Genomic DNA, 17,888 nt, shown 5'->3' with positions numbered 1-17,888 from the left:
AAACCGGTGATTAACCATAAGGTAAAACAGGTCATCACATTAGCTTATGACCAAAAAACGCTAAAAAGCCTACAGAGTTATTCACTGGAAAAATGCGATTAAACCCGCACAAAATTAACAATGATCTAACAGAATTTAGCAGATGGTGATATTTCATGCGGAAATGCGGGGCGATTTTTCGTCACACCAAAAACGTGAGATTAGATTATCTAATGCGAAAAATAGCGTGAAATTAGATTATTTCAAACGAGGGGATTCTCCCGGCGCTAAGGCCGGGAAATTATAGTGTGACGGGGGTCAATATTATTGAAGCCAGTCCGGCAGATCGTTCAGACCCATCGCCTGGCGAAGGAGCTGAGGTTTTACACCTGGAAGGGTATCGGCCAGTTTGAGACCGATGTCGCGCAGCAGTTTTTTCGCCGGATTGGCCCCGGCAAACAGCTCGCGGAAGCCCTGCATACCCGCCAGCATCATCGCTGCGCTGTGTTTACGGCTGCGTTCGTAACGACGCAGGTAGAGGTGCTGACCAATGTCTTTACCTTCGCGATGCAGACGACGCAGTTCCTCTACCAGCTCCGCCGCGTCCATAAAGCCCAGGTTGACGCCCTGCCCGGCCAGCGGATGAATGGTATGCGCCGCATCCCCCACCAGCGCCAGACGGTGCGCCGCGAACTGACGCGCGTAGCGGCCGGTCAACGGGAACACCTGGCGCTCGCTTTCAAGCTGGCACAGCCCCAGACGGTTATCAAAGGCCACGCACAGCGCCTGATTAAAGGCTTCCGGCGTGGCATCCTGCATCTGCTGCGCTTTCTCTGGCACCAGAGACCAGACGATAGAGCACAGATGCGGATCGCTCAACGGCAGGAACGCCAGAATGCCGTCATTGTGGAAAATCTGGCGCGCAACGCCGCCGTGCGGCTCTTCGGTGCGGATCGTTGCCACCAACGCGTGATGGCGGTAATCCCAGTATGTTAGCGGAATATCGGCTTTATTACGCAGCCAGGAGTTAGCGCCGTCGGCCCCCACCACCAGACGCGCGGTCAGCATGTCGCCGCTTTCCAGGGTGATAAACGCCTCGTTTTCGCCCCACGCCACCTGCTGAAGTTTCGCGGGTGCGATCGGCGAGACGTCGCTGCACTGCTGCGCTTTGCGCCACAGCGCGTGGTGGATCACCGCATTTTCGATGATGTGCCCCAGATGGCTATAGCCCATGCTTTCATCGTCAAAGGCAATATGACCAAAGCTGTCTTTGTCCCACACTTCCATCCCGTGATAGCAGCTGGCACGCTGCGCCACGATATCTGACCAGACACCAAGGTGCGTCAGCAACTTTTCGCTGGCCGCGTTAATCGCCGAGACGCGGAGTTCCGGCGGAGCATCCTGCGCCACAGGCTGAGGCAGCTTTTGTTCCAGCACGGCCACACGCAAGCCGCTGCCCTGTAATCCGCAGGCCAGCGCCAGCCCTACCATTCCGCCGCCAACAATGGCGACATCAACATTTTGCACGGTGATAACTCCTTAACGCGCGACCCAACCAAGCGTCCGCTGCGCCAGCACGTCACGTGCCGGAATGAACAGTTCCATCGCCATCAGCCCGAGGTTGCGACCCGCAACCAGCGGTGCCCAGCGATTGGCAAACAGGTGTACTAAACCATCGGTGACGCCGATTGTCGCCTCTTTATCGGACTGGCGTCGCGTCTGGTAATGGCTCAGCACCGAATACGCACCACAATCCTTTTGTTCGCTCCACGCCTGCGAAAGCGTTTCTGCCAGGCTCATGACATCACGCAACCCCAGGTTGAAGCCCTGACCGGCGATGGGGTGCAGCGTCTGCGCGGCATTTCCCACCAGCGCCACACGATGAGAGAAGGTTCGGGATGCAGTGGTTAACGATAGCGGATAAGCCGAACGTTTGCCCGCACAGGTGATACGCCCTAACCGCCAGCCAAAGGCTTTTTGCAGCTCGGTACAAAAACGTTCGTCGGACCAGGACAGAACGTCATCCATCTGATCTTGCGGATGACACCACACCAGTGAGCAGCGGCCTTGCGACATCGGCAACATTGCCAGCGGGCCAAACTGCGTGAAGCGTTCAAATGCCCTGCCGTTGTGCGCTGCGGAAGTAGACACGTTGGCAATAACGGCAACCTGGCCGTAAGGCTGCTGACGCCACTCCACACCGCACTGGGTGCCGATTGCAGAGCGTGAACCATCCGCCGCGACCAGAAGCTGGCCCTCAAGCGTGGTGCCGTTTTCCAGCGTCACGCTGACCGCCTTTTCACTGCGGCTAAAGCTGGCGACGCGTGCCGGGCAATGCAGCGTTACGCCCGGTGCATCCTGTAACAGACGGAACAGACGTAGGCCAACATCGTGAAGTTCAACAACCTGGCCCAGCGCTTCAATGCGGTAATCATGGGCGTCCAGCGTCACAAAACCAGCGTGACCGCGGTCGCTGACGTGCACGGTGTTAATCGCCGTCGCACAGTCCGCCATCGCCTGCCAGATGCCAATGTGGGAAAGCTGCTGGCAGGTTCCCTGTGCCAGGGCAATGGCGCGCGCATCAAAACCGGGATGATCCGACGCCTCTGGCGCAACAGCTTCCACCAGATGCACCGGAAGCTGGCCCTGCGTTAAATGCGAAATAGCCAGCGCCAGCGTGGCACCGGTCATACCGCCGCCAACGATAATCACGCTCATACGCGTGCCGCTGCCATCAGCGCCTCGATGTCGTCGGCTTTTTTCACGACGGTCGCAGTCAGGTTCTCGTTGCCGGTTTCGGTGATAACAATGTCGTCTTCAATACGAATGCCGATCCCACGATACGCTTCCGGCACGTCGGCGTCTGGTGCAATGTACAACCCCGGTTCAACCGTCAACACCATGCCCGGCTCCAGCACGCGTGAACGTTCTGGGCCATATGCGCCGACATCATGCACATCCAGACCCAGCCAGTGGCTCAGGCCGTGCATAAAGTACGGGCGATGGGCATTTTCGGTAATCAGCATGTCCACGTCGCCTTTCAGGATGCCCAGTTTAACCAGACCGGTAATCATGATGCGCACCACTTCACCGGTTACCTCCTGAATGGACGTTCCCGGACGGAACAGCGTCAGCGCCGTTTCCAGTGATTCAAGCACGATGTCGTAAATCTCACGCTGAGCAGGTGAGAATTTACCGTTCACCGGGAAGGTACGGGTGATATCGCCCGCATAGCCCTGATATTCGCAACCCGCGTCAATCAGCACCAGATCGCCGTCGCGCAGCGCGCTTTCGTTTTCGGTGTAATGCAAGATGCAGCCGTTTTCCCCGCCCCCGACAATGGTGTTGTAGGACGGGAAACGCGCGCCGTGGCGGTTAAATTCGTGGTGGATTTCACCCTCAAGCTGATATTCAAACATCCCCGGACGACACTTCTCCATCGCACGGGTGTGCGCCAGGGCACTGATTTCACCTGCGCGGCGCATCACGTCAAGCTCCTCTTCCGACTTGAACAGGCGCATCTCATGCACGACCGGACGCCAGTCCGTAAGCGTTGCAGGCGCGGAGAGGTTTTGTCGCGAACCTTTACGCAGCTTATCCAGCGCGGTAAAGACAATCTCATCGGCGTAAGCATACTCGCCCTGCGCGTGGTAGAGCACGTCCAGGCCGTTCAGCAGTTGATAAAGTTGCTGGTTGATTTCGCTAAACGCCAGCGCACGATCCACACCGAGCTTTTCTGGCGCAGCATCTTGCCCAAGACGGCGGCCAAACCAGATTTCGGCAGTCAGGTCGCGCACGCGGTTGAAAATTACGCTGTGGTTATGGGTGTCATTGCTCTTGATCAGCACCAGTACCGCTTCCGGCTCGTTAAACCCGGTGAAGTACCAGAAATCGCTGCTCTGGCGATAGGGGTATTCACTGTCGGCGCTACGCGTCACTTCGGGCGCGGCAAAAATCAGCGCGGCGCTTCCTGGCTGCATGTGCGCCAGCAGCGCCTGACGACGGCGAGAATACTCAAGCTGTGAAATAACCATGACACCCTCCTGTGCGTTGTTTTTCTTAATGTAAGGTTGGCTTGCGCACTTCCGGCGCAGTTGGCTGCGAGCGCGTGAAGTTATCGTGGCACAGCAGTGCCGCCACGCGCACATACTCAATAATCTCTTCGAGAGACATTTCCAGCTCTTCCTGGTCTTCGTCTTCGTCGTAACCCAGTTGCGCGATATTACGCAGATCGTCGATCGCTTCACCCGCTTCGCCGGTGACTTTATCGAGCTTAGGCTGGGACACGCCCAGGCCCAGCAGGTAATGATTTACCCACCCCGCGAGCGCATCGGCGCGATCGAAGACGCTGACGTCGTCGCCTTCAGGCAGATAAAGCTGAAAAAGGAAGCCATCATCTTCCAGTGAATCGCTGATTGCGGCGTGCATTTTACGCACTGCTTCCGCCAGTTCGTGACCAAACGCCAGCCCTTCGTTTGTGAGGTCGTGGAGCAGCGGCTGCCAGGAGCTGTCACTGTTTCCGCCGCACAGCATGCCACTGATCAGACCGTGCATTTCGGCAGGGGTTAATCCGACTCCCTGCTGGTTCAGTAACTGGTTTAAATCGTTGTAACCAGGCATTTCGTTCTGTATAGACATACGCATTCGTCATCAAAGGGAGGATATTCATGATATGCTACCACTTTGGACCCTGGTGATACCAGAAAAGGGCTTGTATCTTCACATCAGGGTAGCTATAGTGTCGCCCCTTCGCAGCCCCTGGGGCAGTAAGCGAAGGCAGCGCAGTCAATCAGCAGGAAGGTGGCATGTCTGCACAACCCGTCGATCTCCAGATTTTTGGCCGTTCACTGCGAGTGAATTGTCCGCCTGAACAAAGGGATGCTTTGAATCAGGCTGCGGACGATTTGAATCAGCGGTTGCAAGATCTAAAAGAACGCACTAGAGTCACAAATACTGAGCAGCTGGTTTTCATCGCCGCGTTGAACATCAGCTATGAACTGACTCAGGAAAAAGCGAAAACTCGCGACTACGCGGCAAGCATGGAGCAGCGCATTAAAATGCTCCAGCAGACCATTGAACAGGCATTGCTTGATCAAGGTCGCAGTCCCGAAAGGCCGGGACCCAAGTTTGAATAACACTTCTCAGTTGACTATGGTAGAGTAACTGTGAAGACAAAATTTCTCTGAGATGTTCGCAAGCGGGCCAGTCCCCTGAGCCGATATTTCATACCACAAGAATGTGGCGCTCCATGGTTGGTGAGCATGCTCGGTCCGTCCGAGAAGCCTTAAAACTATGACGACACATTCACCTTGAACCAAGGGTTCAAGGGTTACAGCCTGCGGCGGCATCTCGGAGATTCCCTCTTTCTTCTCTACCGACTACCATGACTCAACTCCCTGAAGTTTTTGCATCTCGCCAGGAAATTCGTCAGTTAATCCGCAAGCGTCGTCGCGCGCTCACTCCCGAACAGCAATTACACTTCGCCCAGCAGGCCGCTGCACGCATGATGGCGTACCCGCCTGTGGTGATGGCGCATACTGTCGCTCTGTTTCTGTCGTTTGATGGCGAGCTGGATACGCAACCGCTGATTGAGCAGCTCTGGCGCGCCGGGAAAAAGGTTTATCTGCCAGTGCTGCATCCGTTTAGCGAAGGAAACTTACTGTTTCTGCATTACCATCCGCACAGCGAACTGGTCGTGAATCGTCTGAAAATCACCGAACCGAAACTCGACGTGCGCGATGTGCTCCCGCTTGCTGAACTGGATGTGCTGATCACGCCGTTGGTAGCGTTTGATGAGCAAGGCCAGCGTTTAGGAATGGGGGGAGGTTTTTACGACAGGACGCTGCAAAACTGGCAGCAGTACGGGTTGCAGCCGGTGGGCTATGCGCATGATTGTCAGCGCGTGGAGGCATTGCCGGTGGAAAAATGGGATATTCCGCTGCCGGCGGTAGTGACGCCCGGTAAAACCTGGACCTGGTAGAATAAAGCCGGGTGGCGCTTACGCTTACCCGGCCTACAAAACCTCAACGTAGGTCGGGTAAGACGCAGCCGCCACCCGACACCACAAACCGCTCAAATCAGTAAAGCAGACGCGCGCGAATCGTCCCTGGAATGGCCTTCATGCTCAGCAGCGCTTTATCAGCAACATCGTCATCCGCTTCAATATCAATAACTACATAACCCATCTGAGAGTTCGTCTGCAGATACTGTGCCGCGATGTTAACGCCCTGCTCGGCAAAGATTTGGTTAATGGCAGTCAGCACGCCCGGACGGTTTTCGTGAATATGCAGCAGACGACGGCCGCCATGCAGCGGCAGGGAAACTTCCGGGAAGTTCACCGCAGAAAGCGTAGACCCATTGTCGGAGTATTTCGTCAGCTTGCCCGCCACTTCCAGGCCGATGTTCTCTTGCGCTTCCTGCGTCGAACCGCCGATGTGCGGCGTCAGGATCACGTTATCGAACTCGCACAGCGGAGAGTTAAACGGATCGCTGTTGGTAGCCGGTTCCGTCGGGAAGACGTCAATGGCCGCGCCTGCCAGATGCTTGCGCTTCAGGGCATCGCACAGCGCCGGAATATCAACAACCGTGCCGCGTGCCGCGTTGATCAGCAGTGAACCCGGCTTCATCAGCGCCAGCTCTTCCGCGCCCATCATGTTTTTGGTGGAGGCATTTTCCGGCACATGCAGGCTCACCACATCGCTCATGTTCAGCAGATCGGACAAATGCTGAACCTGCGTGGCATTACCCAGCGGCAGTTTGCTTTCAATGTCATAGAAGTAGACATGCATCCCCAGGGACTCAGCCAGAATACCCAGCTGCGTACCGATATGACCGTAACCGATAATCCCCAGTTTTTTGCCACGCGCTTCAAAGGAGCCGGACGCCAGCTTGTTCCACACGCCGCGGTGCGCTTTGGCATTCGCTTCTGGAATACCGCGCAGCAGCAGGAGTAGTTCGCCAATCACTAACTCCGCCACGGAACGGGTGTTGGAGAATGGGGCGTTAAAGACGGGAATACCGCGTTTCGCGGCTGCATTCAGATCGACCTGGTTAGTACCGATGCAGAAACAGCCAATCGCCACCAGTTTTTCCGCCGCAGCAATAACATCTTCAGTCAGGTGAGTACGGGATCGCAGGCCAATGAAGTGGGCATCACGGATGGACGCTTTCAGTTCTTCAGTATCGAGCGCGCCTTTGTGAAATTCGATGTTGGTGTAACCTGCCGCACGAAGGCTATCGAGTGCTTTCTGATGCACACCTTCAACCAGCAGGAATTTAATCTTGTCTTTCTCCAGTGATACCTTTGCCATTTACCCGACCCTGTTTTTGTCTGAACTGATGTTGTGCTGGATTTAAATCCGCTGTAGCCAACATATCAAAAAAAACTATTGCAGCAATATGAACGTTTGCGTCGGCACTCTGAAGAAAAGTCATACAGGGCAAAATGGCAGAGGAAAATGCTATGGAAATTTACAAACATGGCAGGATCGGCAAAAGAGGCGTAAAAACGTGACACAAGTCACCGAATTTAGCTTTTCAAAAATTTTTTAGCGGGGGGAGGACTCCCCCCGTCAGATCATTTCACGATGGTTTTCACGCCGTCAGCCGTGCCGATCAGCGCCACATCCGCGCCACGGTTGGCAAATAACCCTACGGTCACTACGCCCGGAATGCCATTGATGGCATTCTCCAGCGCAATCGCGTCGAGAATTTCCAGGCCGTGAACGTCGAGGATCACGTTGCCGTTGTCGGTCACCACGCCCTGACGGTATTCCGGACGACCGCCCAGTTTCACCAGTTGGCGGGCAACAGCGCTACGCGCCATTGGGATCACTTCGACCGGCAGCGGGAAGTTACCCAGGATATCTACCTGCTTGGAAGCATCCGCGATGCAGATGAATTTGTCCGCCACAGAAGCAATGATCTTTTCACGCGTCAGTGCGGCACCGCCGCCCTTGATCATCTGCATATGGCCGTTGATCTCATCCGCGCCATCAACATAAATGCCGAGACGGTCCACTTCATTCAGATCGAAAACGGTAATGCCAAGGCTTTTCAGCTTTTCCGTGGAAGCATCAGAGCTGGAGACCGCGCCCTCGATCTGCCCTTTCATCGTGCCCAAAGCATCGATAAAGTGTGCCGCCGTCGACCCCGTGCCAACACCGACAATCGTGCCCGGTTGCACGTACTGGAGAGCGGCCCATCCTACTGCTTTTTTCAGTTCATCCTGCGTCATGATCGTTTTGCCTGTGGTGTGAAAACTCAGGGCGCATTATAGAACACGTCGGTTGGATTTCGTCTGCCACGAAGGGAAAATTGTGTCATAGTGCAGAATAAGCAAAATTAAGGAGTCAGCCAGAGCAATGAAACGTCCGGACTACAGAACACTACAGGCACTTGATGCGGTTATCCGTGAACGCGGTTTTGAGCGCGCGGCGCAGAAGTTGTGCATCACGCAGTCCGCCGTGTCACAACGTATCAAACAGCTTGAAAACATGTTCGGGCAGCCGCTGCTGGTACGTACCGTACCACCCCGTCCAACGGAGCAAGGGCAAAAACTGCTGGCCCTGTTGCGTCAGGTTGAACTGCTGGAAGACGAGTGGCTGGGTGACGAACAGACTGGCTCCACGCCGCTGCTGCTCTCACTCGCGGTGAACGCCGACAGCCTGGCAACCTGGCTGCTGCCAGCCCTTGCGCCAGTGCTGGCGGATTCCCCTATCCGCCTGAATTTGCAGGTTGAAGATGAAACCCGCACTCAGGAGCGCCTGCGCCGTGGGGAAGTGGTCGGGGCGGTGAGTATTCAGCCTCAGGCACTGCCAAGCTGTCTGGTGGATCAACTGGGTGCGCTGGATTACCTGTTTGTCGGCTCAAAAGCCTTTGCTGAGCGCTACTTCCCGAATGGCGTTACCCGTTCCGCGCTGCTTAAGGCCCCTGCAGTCGCCTTCGACCATCTGGACGATATGCATCAGGCGTTTCTGCAACAAAACTTTGACCTGCCGCCGGGCAGCGTGCCGTGCCATATCGTGAATTCGTCCGAAGCCTTCGTGCAGCTTGCGCGTCAGGGAACCACCTGCTGCATGATCCCGCATCTGCAGATTGAGAAAGAGCTGAAAAGCGGCGAGCTGATTGATTTGACGCCGGGGCTGTATCAGCGCCGGATGCTCTACTGGCACCGTTTTGCGCCGGAAAGCCGCATGATGCGCAACGTCACCGACGCGCTGCTGGCATTTGGGCATAAGGTGTTGAGACAGGACTAAAAAATAAGCCGGGAGGCGGCTTCGCCTTACCCGGCCAACGATTATTGCGCGGTTTTTTGCTGTTCTGCGGCAGGTTCCAGCTGGAACACCACATCAACCTGATCGTCGAACTGGATGGTTGGCTGCTCATAGGTTTCCTGAGCAGAAACCGGCGCGGCATCGGCCTTCATCATCCGTACCATCGGGCTTGGCTGGTAGTTAGAGACGTGGTAACGCACGCTGTACACCGGGCCAAGTTTGCTGTTGAAGCCGGACGCCAGCTGCTGCGCCTGATGAACTGCATCATCAATTGCCGCTTTACGCGCTTCGTCTTTGTATTTCTCCGGTTGCGCAACGCCCAGTGAAACGGAACGAATTTCGTTCAGCCCCGCTTTTAGCGCACCATCCAACAGCGAGTTCAGCTTATCAAGCTGGCGCACGGTCACTTCCACGGTACGCACGGCGCGATAACCTTTCAGAATGCTTTTGCCGTTCTGGTAGTCATAATCCGGTTGGGTACGCAGGTTTGCGGAGTTGATATCCTTTTTGCCTACGCCATTTTGCTCAAGGAAAGAGAGGTATTGCGCAACACGATCGTCCGCCTGCTTTTTGGCGGATGCGGCATCTTTCGCCGCCACGTTCACTTCAATTGCCAGCGTTGCAACATCCGGTACTGCATCCACGCTTGCGGTGCCTGAAGTGACGATGTGCGGGCCGTTTGGCAGCTCATTCGCCTGCACCGACACCGCACCCAAACTCACTAATGCCGCCAGGGCTATCACGTTAAACTTCACTGTCATTCCTCCATGTTGCGAAGAGTGCCCAACAACAGGGCGCATGCCAGCAAGCATAGCGAGTCTGGTTCAGTTGTCCATAAGACAACGCTTAGTTGAATAATCCCTGCACGTGATGAACGCCCTCTTTCGCCAGCTGGAAAGCGATAAACCACATCACCAGACCCACCAGCGTATTAATGATGCGCTGGGCTTTGGCCGTGCGCAGCCGCGGTGCCAGCCACGCGGCAAGAATAGCGAGACCAAAGAACCAGAGGAAAGAAGCACTGACCGTCCCAAGCGCAAACCAGCGTTTCGGTTCAACATCAAGTTGTCCGCCCAGGCTGCCCAGCACCACGAACGTGTCGAGATAGACGTGCGGGTTAAGCCAGGTGACGGCCAGCATGGTGACGATAATCTTCCAGCGCCCCTGCTTCATGACCTCGGCACTCGCCAGTTCGAGGTTACTGCTCATGGCTGTTTTCAGCGCACCAAACCCATACCACAAAAGGAACGCCACACCGCCCCACGTGACCAACGCCAGCAGCCAGGGAGATTGCATCAGCAGCGCGCTACCGCCAAAAATTCCGGCGCAGATCAGCAGCAGATCGCTCACCGCACACAGCAGGGCAATCATCAGATGATACTGGCGGCGAATGCCCTGGTTCATCACGAACGCATTCTGCGGGCCAAGGGGAAGGATCATGGCTGCGCCTAACGCAAGCCCCTGAAAATAATAGGATAACATGACATAATTCTCACGCAGTTGTCTTTGGAGCAGACTATACTGCGGGAACGCCATTAGAGGAAATGGATAATATTAATTGGGGATTAGCAAAGCTAATAAAAGAAAAGCCCGGTGGCGCTAGTGCTTACCGGGCCTGCGGGTGATCTTACTCTGCTTCTTTGACTTTTTTGACGTTTACGTCCATCTGCGGGTACGGGAAACTGATGCCGTTGGCGTCAAACTCACGTTTGATGCGCTCCAGCACATCCCAGTAAACGTTTTGCAGATCGCTGCTCTTGCTCCAGATGCGGACCACAAAATTAATGGATGACGCACCCAGCTCGTTCAGACGCACGGTCTGCTCGCGATCTTTCAGAATACGGTCGTCAGATGCAATGATATTGGTAATCAGCGATTTCACCTGATCGATATCGGAATCGTATGCCACGCTGATAATCAGCTCATTACGACGCACCGGCTCGCGGGAGAAGTTAATGATGTTGCCCGCGATGATTTTGCCGTTCGGCACCACCACGACACGGCCATCAACGGTACGCAGAGTCGTTGAGAAAATCTGCACCTGCAGTACGGTTCCGGCAATACCACCCAGGTCAACGTATTCGCCGGAGCGGAACGGACGGAAGGTGACCAGCAGAACGCCAGCCGCCAGGTTCGAAAGCGACCCCTGTAACGCCAGACCAATAGCCAGACCGGCGGCACCCAGAACGGCGATCACCGAGGCAGTCTGCACACCCACGCGACCCAGCGCGGCAATTAACGTAAAGGCGATAATGCCATAACGTACCAGTGCGGAGAGGAAGTCTGCGACCGTCGCATCGATATGTCGTGCAACCATTACACGATTAACGGCATTAGAGACGATACGCGCCACAATCATCCCGACGATGATGATGGCAATTGCCGCGACGATGTTCACGGCATAGCTCAACAGCAGAGCCTGGTTACGCACCAGCCAGGTCCCGGCATTATTGATGCTGTCTACAACATCGAGTTGTTCCATTTATTCTTCCTTTTGTTAAACCCAAACATTAAATCCATCCCCCGTGGAGACAGGCAGGTCAGTAAAGGGTAAACAAAAAGCACACAATTTGCCAAACAGATCACAAAAACCGTCATGACAGGATGTTGAAAAATCATAAAAAAAGGCCCGCGTTTGCGGGCCTTCTGTTGCTGTCAGCAGCTCAAATTACAGAACGTCGATTGCGTTCAGTTCTTTGAAAGCCTGCTCCAGACGGGTCACCATGGATGTCTGCGCTGCGCGCAGCCATACGCGTGGATCGTAGTATTTCTTGTTCGGCTGGTCTTCGCCTTTCGGGTTGCCCAGCTGGCCCTGCAGGTACGCTTCGTTAGCTTTGTAGTACTGCAGGATACCGTCCCAGGTCGCCCATTGGGTGTCGGTATCGATGTTCATTTTTACTACGCCGTAGCTTACGGAGTCTTTGATTTCCTGAGCAGAAGAACCGGAACCGCCGTGGAAGACGAAGTTCAGGCTGTTATGCGGCAGGTTGTGTTTCTTGGACACGTATTCCTGAGAATCACGCAGGATAGTCGGGGTCAGAACCACGTTACCTGGTTTGTAAACGCCGTGTACGTTACCGAAGGACGCGGCAATGGTGAAGCGTGGGCTGATTTTGCTCAGCTCGGTGTACGCGTAATCAACGTCTTCTGGCTGGGTATACAGAGCAGAAGCGTCCATGTGGCTGTTGTCCACACCGTCTTCTTCGCCACCGGTGCAACCCAGTTCGATTTCCAGGGTCATGTCCATTTTGGCCATGCGCGCCAGGTACTTAGAGCAGATTTCGATGTTTTCGTGCAGTGACTCTTCAGACAGGTCGATCATGTGAGAAGAGAACAGTGGCTTACCGGTTGCTGCGAAGTGTTTTTCACCCGCGTCCAGCAGACCGTCGATCCACGGCAGCAGTTTCTTCGCACAGTGGTCAGTGTGCAGGATAACTGGAACACCGTAGTGCTCAGCCATCTGGTGTACGTGGTGCGCACCAGAGATCGCGCCCAGGATTGCAGCACCCTGAGGAACGTCAGTTTTCACGCCTTTACCCGCGATGAACGCAGCGCCGCCGTTAGAGAACTGAACGATAACTGGAGCTTTAACTTTGGCTGCAGTTTCCAGTACGGCGTTGATGGAGTCAGTACCCACGCAGTTAACTGCTGGCAGAGCAAAGTTGTTTTCTTTAGCTACCTGGAACACTTTCTGTACGTCATCACCAGTGATAACGCCAGGTTTTACGAAATCAAAAATTTTAGACATGTTGCTTAGTCCTGTATCTTCGGCCGTTAGAAAAGGTGCGTGCTCTTATAAGCGCGCTGAAAATTGGGCAGGTTTCCCTGCCCTTGAATGGCTTACTTCTTAGCGCGCTCTTCGAGCATTGCTACTGCTGGCAGGACTTTACCTTCCACGAATTCGAGGAATGCGCCGCCACCAGTGGAGATGTAGGAGATCTTGTCAGCGATACCGAACAGATCGATAGCTGCCAGGGTGTCACCGCCGCCTGCGATAGAGAATGCTTCGCTGTCTGCGATAGCGTTAGCAACAATTTCAGTCCCTTTGCGGAAGTTCGGGAATTCGAACACGCCAACAGGACCGTTCCACAGGATAGTTTTTGCGTTTTTCAGGATCTCAGCCAGTTTCTCTGCAGAAGCGTCGCCCAGGTCCAGGATCTGCTCTTCATCTTTGATGTCGTTAACAGATTTCAGCGTTGCGGTCGCCGTTTCGGAGAACTCGGTCGCTACGCGAACGTCAGTTGGAACCGGGATATCGCAGGTGCTCAGCAGGCGTTTCGCTTCGTCAACCAGGTCTGCTTCGTACAGAGATTTACCCACGTTGTGGCCTTGTGCAGCAACGAAGGTGTTCGCGATACCACCGCCAACGATCAGCTGGTCAGCGATTTTAGACAGGGAATCCAGAACGGTCAGTTTGGTAGACACTTTAGAACCACCAACGATAGCCACCATTGGACGAGCCGGTTCTTTCAGCGCTTTACCCAGTGCTTCCAGTTCATCAGCCAGCAGAGGACCGGCACACGCAACGTCTGCAAATTTACCGATACCGTGGGTAGAGGCCTGCGCACGGTGAGCCGTACCGAATGCATCCATCACGAACACGTCGCACAGTGCAGCGTATTTTTTAGACAGTGTTTCGTCGTCTTTCTTTTCGCCTTTGTTGAAGCGAACGTTTTCCAGAACAACCAGCTCACCGGCAGCGACTTCAACGCCGTCCAGGTAATCTTTCACCAGGCGAACCGGGTTGGACAGTTTGTCTTTCAGGTAATTAACCACTGGCAGCAGAGAGAACTCTTCGTTGTACTCGCCTTCAGTTGGACGACCCAGGTGGGAGGTTACCATCACTTTAGCGCCCTGCTTCAGAGCCAGTTCGATGGTTGGCAGAGATGCACGGATACGCGCGTCGCTGGTCACTTTGCCATCTTTAACCGGTACGTTCAGATCAGCACGGATGAAAACGCGTTTACCAGCCAGATCCAGATCGGTCATCTTAATTACAGACATGGTGAATCCTCTCGTTGATTCTTAAAGTTTTGCAGACGCACAATGCGTCTTACCTGAAACCTTTCGCGGCCATTGCTAACGTGGTGTCGAGCATTCGGTTAGCAAAGCCCCATTCGTTATCACACCAGACCAGCGTCTTGATCAGGTGTGCGCCACTGACGCGCGTTTGTGTGCCATCCACGATGGCGCTGTGCGGGTCGTGGTTAAAATCTACTGAGACCAACGGTAATTCCGTATAGTCAACTATACCATGAAATGCACCCTGTGCCGCTTTTTGCAGCAACAGGTTGACTTCACAGGCTTTTACCGGTTTCTTCACCGTGACGCTGAGGTCGATTGCGGTGACGTTAATCGTCGGCACGCGCACGGCAATCGCTTCAAAACGGTCATTAAACTGCGGGAAAATACGGGTGATCCCCGCCGCCAGTTTCGTATCCACCGGAATGATCGACTGGCTCGCCGCGCGAGTGCGTCGTAGATCCGAGTGGTAAGCGTCAATTACCTGCTGATCGTGCATGGCGGAGTGAATCGTAGTCACGGTGCCGGATTCAATGCCATACGCATCGTCTAACAGTTTAATGACCGGAATTATGCAGTTGGTGGTGCAGGAGGCGTTGGAGACAATGCGGTGTTCGGCTTGCAGCTCGTGCTGGTTGACGCCAAAGACAACGGTGGCGTCGAGGTCGTGACTGCCGGGGTGGGAAAACAGGACTTTTTTCGCGCCAGCTGCCAGATGCGCTTCACCGTGTTCGCGGTTGCCGTATACACCGGTACAGTCAAGCACCACATCCACACCCAGTTCACGCCACGGTAGCGCGTCAAGGCTGCGTTCATGCAGCACGCGGATGGCATCGTCACCGACGAAAAGCTGTTCCCTTTCCTGGCGAACGTCCCAGGCAAAGCGGCCGTGGCTGGTGTCATATTTCAACAAATGCGCCATGCCCGCAGCATCCGCCAGTTCATTGATTGCCACCACGGTGATTTCCGCCCGACGCCCGGATTCATATAAAGCACGAACCACGTTGCGCCCGATGCGACCGAAGCCATTAATCGCTACGCGTACGGTCATAGATCTCCTGCAAAGCTATCCCTGAGTTTGAGGTGGCTGAAAGAGTAATCCAGCGACGCCCGAAGGGGAATCCTTGCTGTCACAAACTGCGATTGATTGGTCAATTGTCGAACATTTAATCGACTGAAACGCTTCAGCAAGAATAAGCGAATTGTGGAATAAAAGGAATGTCTGTCCAGATGAATAAGCGAGCTATATGACTTGCGTCACATTTTCGGTGGAATAATTTACGACGAGGTAAAAGCAAAACGGTAACCGAGAGGTTACCGTTTTTAGTGTTTGCACCCTCTCCCCGTGGGAGAGGGACGGGTGAGGGCATCAGCCCGCACCGTACAAACAATTACAGCAGTTCTTTCGCCTTAGCGACAACGTTCTCAACGGTGAAGCCGAACTCTTCGAACAGCAGCTCTGCCGGAGCAGATTCACCGAAGGTGGTCATACCGACGATTGCGCCGTTCAGGCCGACATATTTGAACCAGTAGTCTGCGATACCCGCTTCCACTGCCACACGTGCGGAAACCGCTTTAGGCAGTACGGATTCACGGTAAGCTGCATCCTGCTTGTCGAACGCATCGGTAGACGGCATGGAAACCACGCGCGCTTTCACGCCTTCGGCAGTCAGTTTTTCCCAGGCGGCTACAGCCAGCTCAACTTCAGAACCGGTCGCGATGAAGATCAGCTCAGGCTGGCCTGCGCAATCTTTCAGCACGTAACCACCGCGGGCGATGTTTGCCAGTTGCTCTGGAGTACGCTCCTGCTGCGCCAGGTTCTGACGGGAGAGGATCAGCGCGGTCGGGCCGTCCTGACGCTCAACGCCGTATTTCCACGCCACCGCGGATTCAACCTGGTCACATGGACGCCATGTGCTCATGTTCGGGGTCACGCGCAGGGAAGCCACCTGCTCTACCGGCTGGTGAGTCGGGCCATCTTCGCCCAGACCAATGGAGTCGTGGGTGTAGACCATCACCTGACGCTGTTTCATCAGCGCAGCCATACGCACGGCGTTACGCGCGTATTCAACGAACATCAGGAAGGTAGAGGTATACGGCAGGAAACCGCCGTGCAGCGAGATACCGTTGGCGATTGCGGTCATACCGAATTCACGTACACCGTAATGGATGTAGTTACCGGCAGTGTCTTCGTTGATTGGCTTAGAACCCGACCACAGGGTCAGGTTAGAAGGTGCCAGGTCAGCGGAGCCGCCGAGGAATTCAGGAAGCAGAGGACCGAACGCTTCGATTGCATTCTGAGACGCTTTACGGCTGGCGATTTTAGACGGGTTCGCCTGCAGCTTCGCGATGAACTCGTTCGCTTTCGCGTCGAAATCAGACGGCATGTCGCCTTTCATACGACGGGTGAATTCAGCCGCTTCCTGAGGGAACGCTTTTGCATAAGCCGCGAACTTCTCGTTCCAGGCGGCTTCTTTCGCCTGGCCGACTTCTTTGGCATCCCACTGGGCGTAGATCTCAGATGGGATTTCGAAAGCAGGGTGTTTCCAGCCAAGCTGCTCACGGGTCAGTGCGATTTCCGCGTCGCCCAGCGGTGCGCCGTGGGAGTCGTGCGTACCCGCTTTGTTCGGAGAACCGAAGCCAATGATGGTTTTGCACATCAGCAGGGACGGTTTGTCTGTGACTGCGCGCGCTTCTTCTACCGCACGTTTAATCGAGTCAGCATCGTGGCCATCAACGCCACGCACAACGTGCCAGCCGTAGGCTTCGAAACGTGCTGCGGTGTCGTCAGTGAACCAGCCTTCAACGTGGCCGTCGATGGAGATACCGTTGTCGTCATAGAACGCCACCAGTTTACCCAGCTTCAGGGTTCCTGCCAGGGAACACACTTCGTGAGAAATGCCTTCCATCATGCAGCCGTCGCCCATGAACGCATAGGTGAAGTGGTCAACGATGTCGTGACCAGGACGGTTGAACTGTGCCGCCAGGGTCTTCTCAGCAATCGCCATACCCACTGCGTTAGCAATACCCTGACCCAGCGGACCGGTGGTGGTTTCAACGCCCGCGGTGTAACCCACTTCCGGGTGACCTGGAGTTTTGGAGTGCAGCTGACGGAAGTTTTTCAGCTCTTCGATTGGCAGATCGTAACCAGTGAGGTGCAGCAGGCTGTAGATCAGCATAGAGCCGTGGCCGTTAGACAGTACGAAACGGTCGCGGTCAGCCCATGCCGGGTTCTGCGGGTTGTGGTTCAGAAAATCACGCCACAGGACTTCGGCGATATCAGCCATACCCATAGGGGCACCAGGGTGGCCGGATTTGGCTTTCTGTACTGCGTCCATGCTCAGCGCACGAATAGCATTAGCAAGCTCTTTACGTGAGGACATTTTAACTCCAGATCGGACTGTTAAAGGCCATGCCCTTGACGACAGCGCGTTTTGGGCTACGCCGGAAAAAAGTGCCAACAATGTAACCCAAGCCGCAAAGCATGTACATGGACCATTCTTTTGCTTGTTAAGAAATCTCTGGATCATGCTCGCATGTTGCGCAATCTGCTCGCCCGCCCCGGAAGATATTCCTTATACTTAGCCGACACCGGCTTCGCTGGCGGTGCAA

Annotated in this window: 16 protein-coding genes and 1 other RNA gene; 4 read left to right on the top strand and 13 right to left on the bottom strand. The window is 54.9% G+C overall.

Annotated elements, in window-relative coordinates; translation table 11 throughout:
• Nucleotides 1-303 precede the first annotated feature (303 nt).
• The 4 genes from ubiI to ABGB15_RS04255 are packed head-to-tail and all read right to left on the bottom strand — an operon-like array spanning nt 304 to nt 4,617.
• On the bottom strand, nt 304-1,506 hold the full coding sequence (ubiI, locus tag ABGB15_RS04270) for an FAD-dependent 2-octaprenylphenol hydroxylase (protein ID WP_215722548.1): 1,203 nt from the start codon (nt 1,504-1,506) through the stop codon (nt 304-306).
• 12 nt (nt 1,507-1,518) lie between these two features.
• Nucleotides 1,519-2,697 carry a 2-octaprenyl-6-methoxyphenyl hydroxylase gene (gene ubiH / locus ABGB15_RS04265; RefSeq protein WP_215722547.1) on the bottom strand — a complete coding sequence of 393 codons (1,179 nt, stop codon included), beginning with the start codon at nt 2,695-2,697 and terminating at the stop codon, nt 1,519-1,521.
• Complete coding sequence (pepP, locus tag ABGB15_RS04260) at nt 2,694-4,007, bottom strand: Xaa-Pro aminopeptidase (RefSeq protein WP_215722629.1); 1,314 nt, start codon at nt 4,005-4,007, stop codon at nt 2,694-2,696. The genes ubiH and pepP overlap by 4 nt, the downstream gene beginning before the upstream one ends.
• Nucleotides 4,008-4,038: 31 nt before the next feature.
• Complete coding sequence (locus ABGB15_RS04255) at nt 4,039-4,617, bottom strand: YecA family protein (protein ID WP_152082159.1); 579 nt, start codon at nt 4,615-4,617, stop codon at nt 4,039-4,041.
• Nucleotides 4,618-4,784: 167 nt separating this feature from the next.
• Between ABGB15_RS04255 and zapA the strand changes: the two genes are divergently transcribed.
• The 3 genes from zapA (at nt 4,785) to ABGB15_RS04240 (ending at nt 5,959) form a co-directional block, all read left to right on the top strand.
• Entirely contained in the window at nt 4,785-5,114 is a 330-nt protein-coding gene (zapA, locus tag ABGB15_RS04250; protein WP_003860096.1) for a cell division protein ZapA, read from the top strand.
• Between the two features lie 41 nt (nt 5,115-5,155).
• Nucleotides 5,156-5,339: non-coding RNA, 6S RNA (gene ssrS / locus ABGB15_RS04245), on the top strand.
• 23 nt (nt 5,340-5,362) lie between these two features.
• Nucleotides 5,363-5,959, top strand: coding sequence for a 5-formyltetrahydrofolate cyclo-ligase (locus ABGB15_RS04240; RefSeq protein ID WP_215722546.1), 597 nt, complete (start codon nt 5,363-5,365; stop codon nt 5,957-5,959).
• Between the two features lie 97 nt (nt 5,960-6,056).
• Here ABGB15_RS04240 and serA read toward each other — a convergent pair whose 3' ends face one another.
• Both serA and rpiA read right to left on the bottom strand, forming a co-directional pair.
• Nucleotides 6,057-7,289: a phosphoglycerate dehydrogenase gene (serA, locus tag ABGB15_RS04235; protein ID WP_152082161.1), complete on the bottom strand. Its 1,233-nt coding sequence runs from the start codon at nt 7,287-7,289 to the stop codon at nt 6,057-6,059.
• 266 nt (nt 7,290-7,555) lie between these two features.
• Nucleotides 7,556-8,215 carry a ribose-5-phosphate isomerase RpiA gene (rpiA, locus tag ABGB15_RS04230; RefSeq protein ID WP_003860091.1) on the bottom strand — a complete coding sequence of 220 codons (660 nt, stop codon included), beginning with the start codon at nt 8,213-8,215 and terminating at the stop codon, nt 7,556-7,558.
• 127 nt (nt 8,216-8,342) lie between these two features.
• On the opposite strand from rpiA, the gene argP reads away from it, so the two are divergent.
• Nucleotides 8,343-9,236: a DNA-binding transcriptional regulator ArgP gene (gene argP / locus ABGB15_RS04225; RefSeq protein ID WP_152082162.1), complete on the top strand. Its 894-nt coding sequence runs from the start codon at nt 8,343-8,345 to the stop codon at nt 9,234-9,236.
• A gap of 41 nt (nt 9,237-9,277) precedes the next feature.
• Here argP and ABGB15_RS04220 read toward each other — a convergent pair whose 3' ends face one another.
• From ABGB15_RS04220 to tkt, 7 genes are all read right to left on the bottom strand, one after another.
• On the bottom strand, nt 9,278-10,009 hold the full coding sequence (locus tag ABGB15_RS04220) for an oxidative stress defense protein (RefSeq protein ID WP_152084417.1): 732 nt from the start codon (nt 10,007-10,009) through the stop codon (nt 9,278-9,280).
• A gap of 91 nt (nt 10,010-10,100) precedes the next feature.
• Nucleotides 10,101-10,736, bottom strand: coding sequence for an arginine exporter ArgO (gene argO / locus ABGB15_RS04215; RefSeq protein ID WP_023331253.1), 636 nt, complete (start codon nt 10,734-10,736; stop codon nt 10,101-10,103).
• 145 nt (nt 10,737-10,881) lie between these two features.
• Nucleotides 10,882-11,736, bottom strand: a complete 855-nt coding sequence (locus ABGB15_RS04210) for a small-conductance mechanosensitive channel MscS (protein ID WP_215722545.1) — start codon at nt 11,734-11,736, stop codon at nt 10,882-10,884.
• A gap of 186 nt (nt 11,737-11,922) precedes the next feature.
• Complete coding sequence (gene fbaA, locus ABGB15_RS04205) at nt 11,923-13,002, bottom strand: class II fructose-bisphosphate aldolase (protein ID WP_152082164.1); 1,080 nt, start codon at nt 13,000-13,002, stop codon at nt 11,923-11,925.
• A 92-nt stretch (nt 13,003-13,094) separates the two neighbouring features.
• Complete coding sequence (gene pgk / locus ABGB15_RS04200) at nt 13,095-14,258, bottom strand: phosphoglycerate kinase (RefSeq protein ID WP_215722544.1); 1,164 nt, start codon at nt 14,256-14,258, stop codon at nt 13,095-13,097.
• Nucleotides 14,259-14,307: 49 nt separating this feature from the next.
• Nucleotides 14,308-15,327 (bottom strand): erythrose-4-phosphate dehydrogenase, encoded by a 1,020-nt coding sequence (gene epd, locus ABGB15_RS04195; protein ID WP_215722543.1) that lies wholly within the window; start codon nt 15,325-15,327, stop codon nt 14,308-14,310.
• 340 nt (nt 15,328-15,667) lie between these two features.
• Entirely contained in the window at nt 15,668-17,659 is a 1,992-nt protein-coding gene (tkt, locus tag ABGB15_RS04190) for a transketolase (RefSeq protein ID WP_215722542.1), read from the bottom strand.
• Nucleotides 17,660-17,888 lie beyond the last annotated feature (229 nt).

This window comes from Enterobacter sp. MALB-1, from assembly GCF_041021625.1.
Classification (GTDB): Bacteria; Pseudomonadota; Gammaproteobacteria; order Enterobacterales; family Enterobacteriaceae; genus Enterobacter; species Enterobacter oligotrophicus.
Note: the sequence above shows the minus strand (reverse complement) of the source record. Positions and strands in the feature narration are given on the sequence as shown.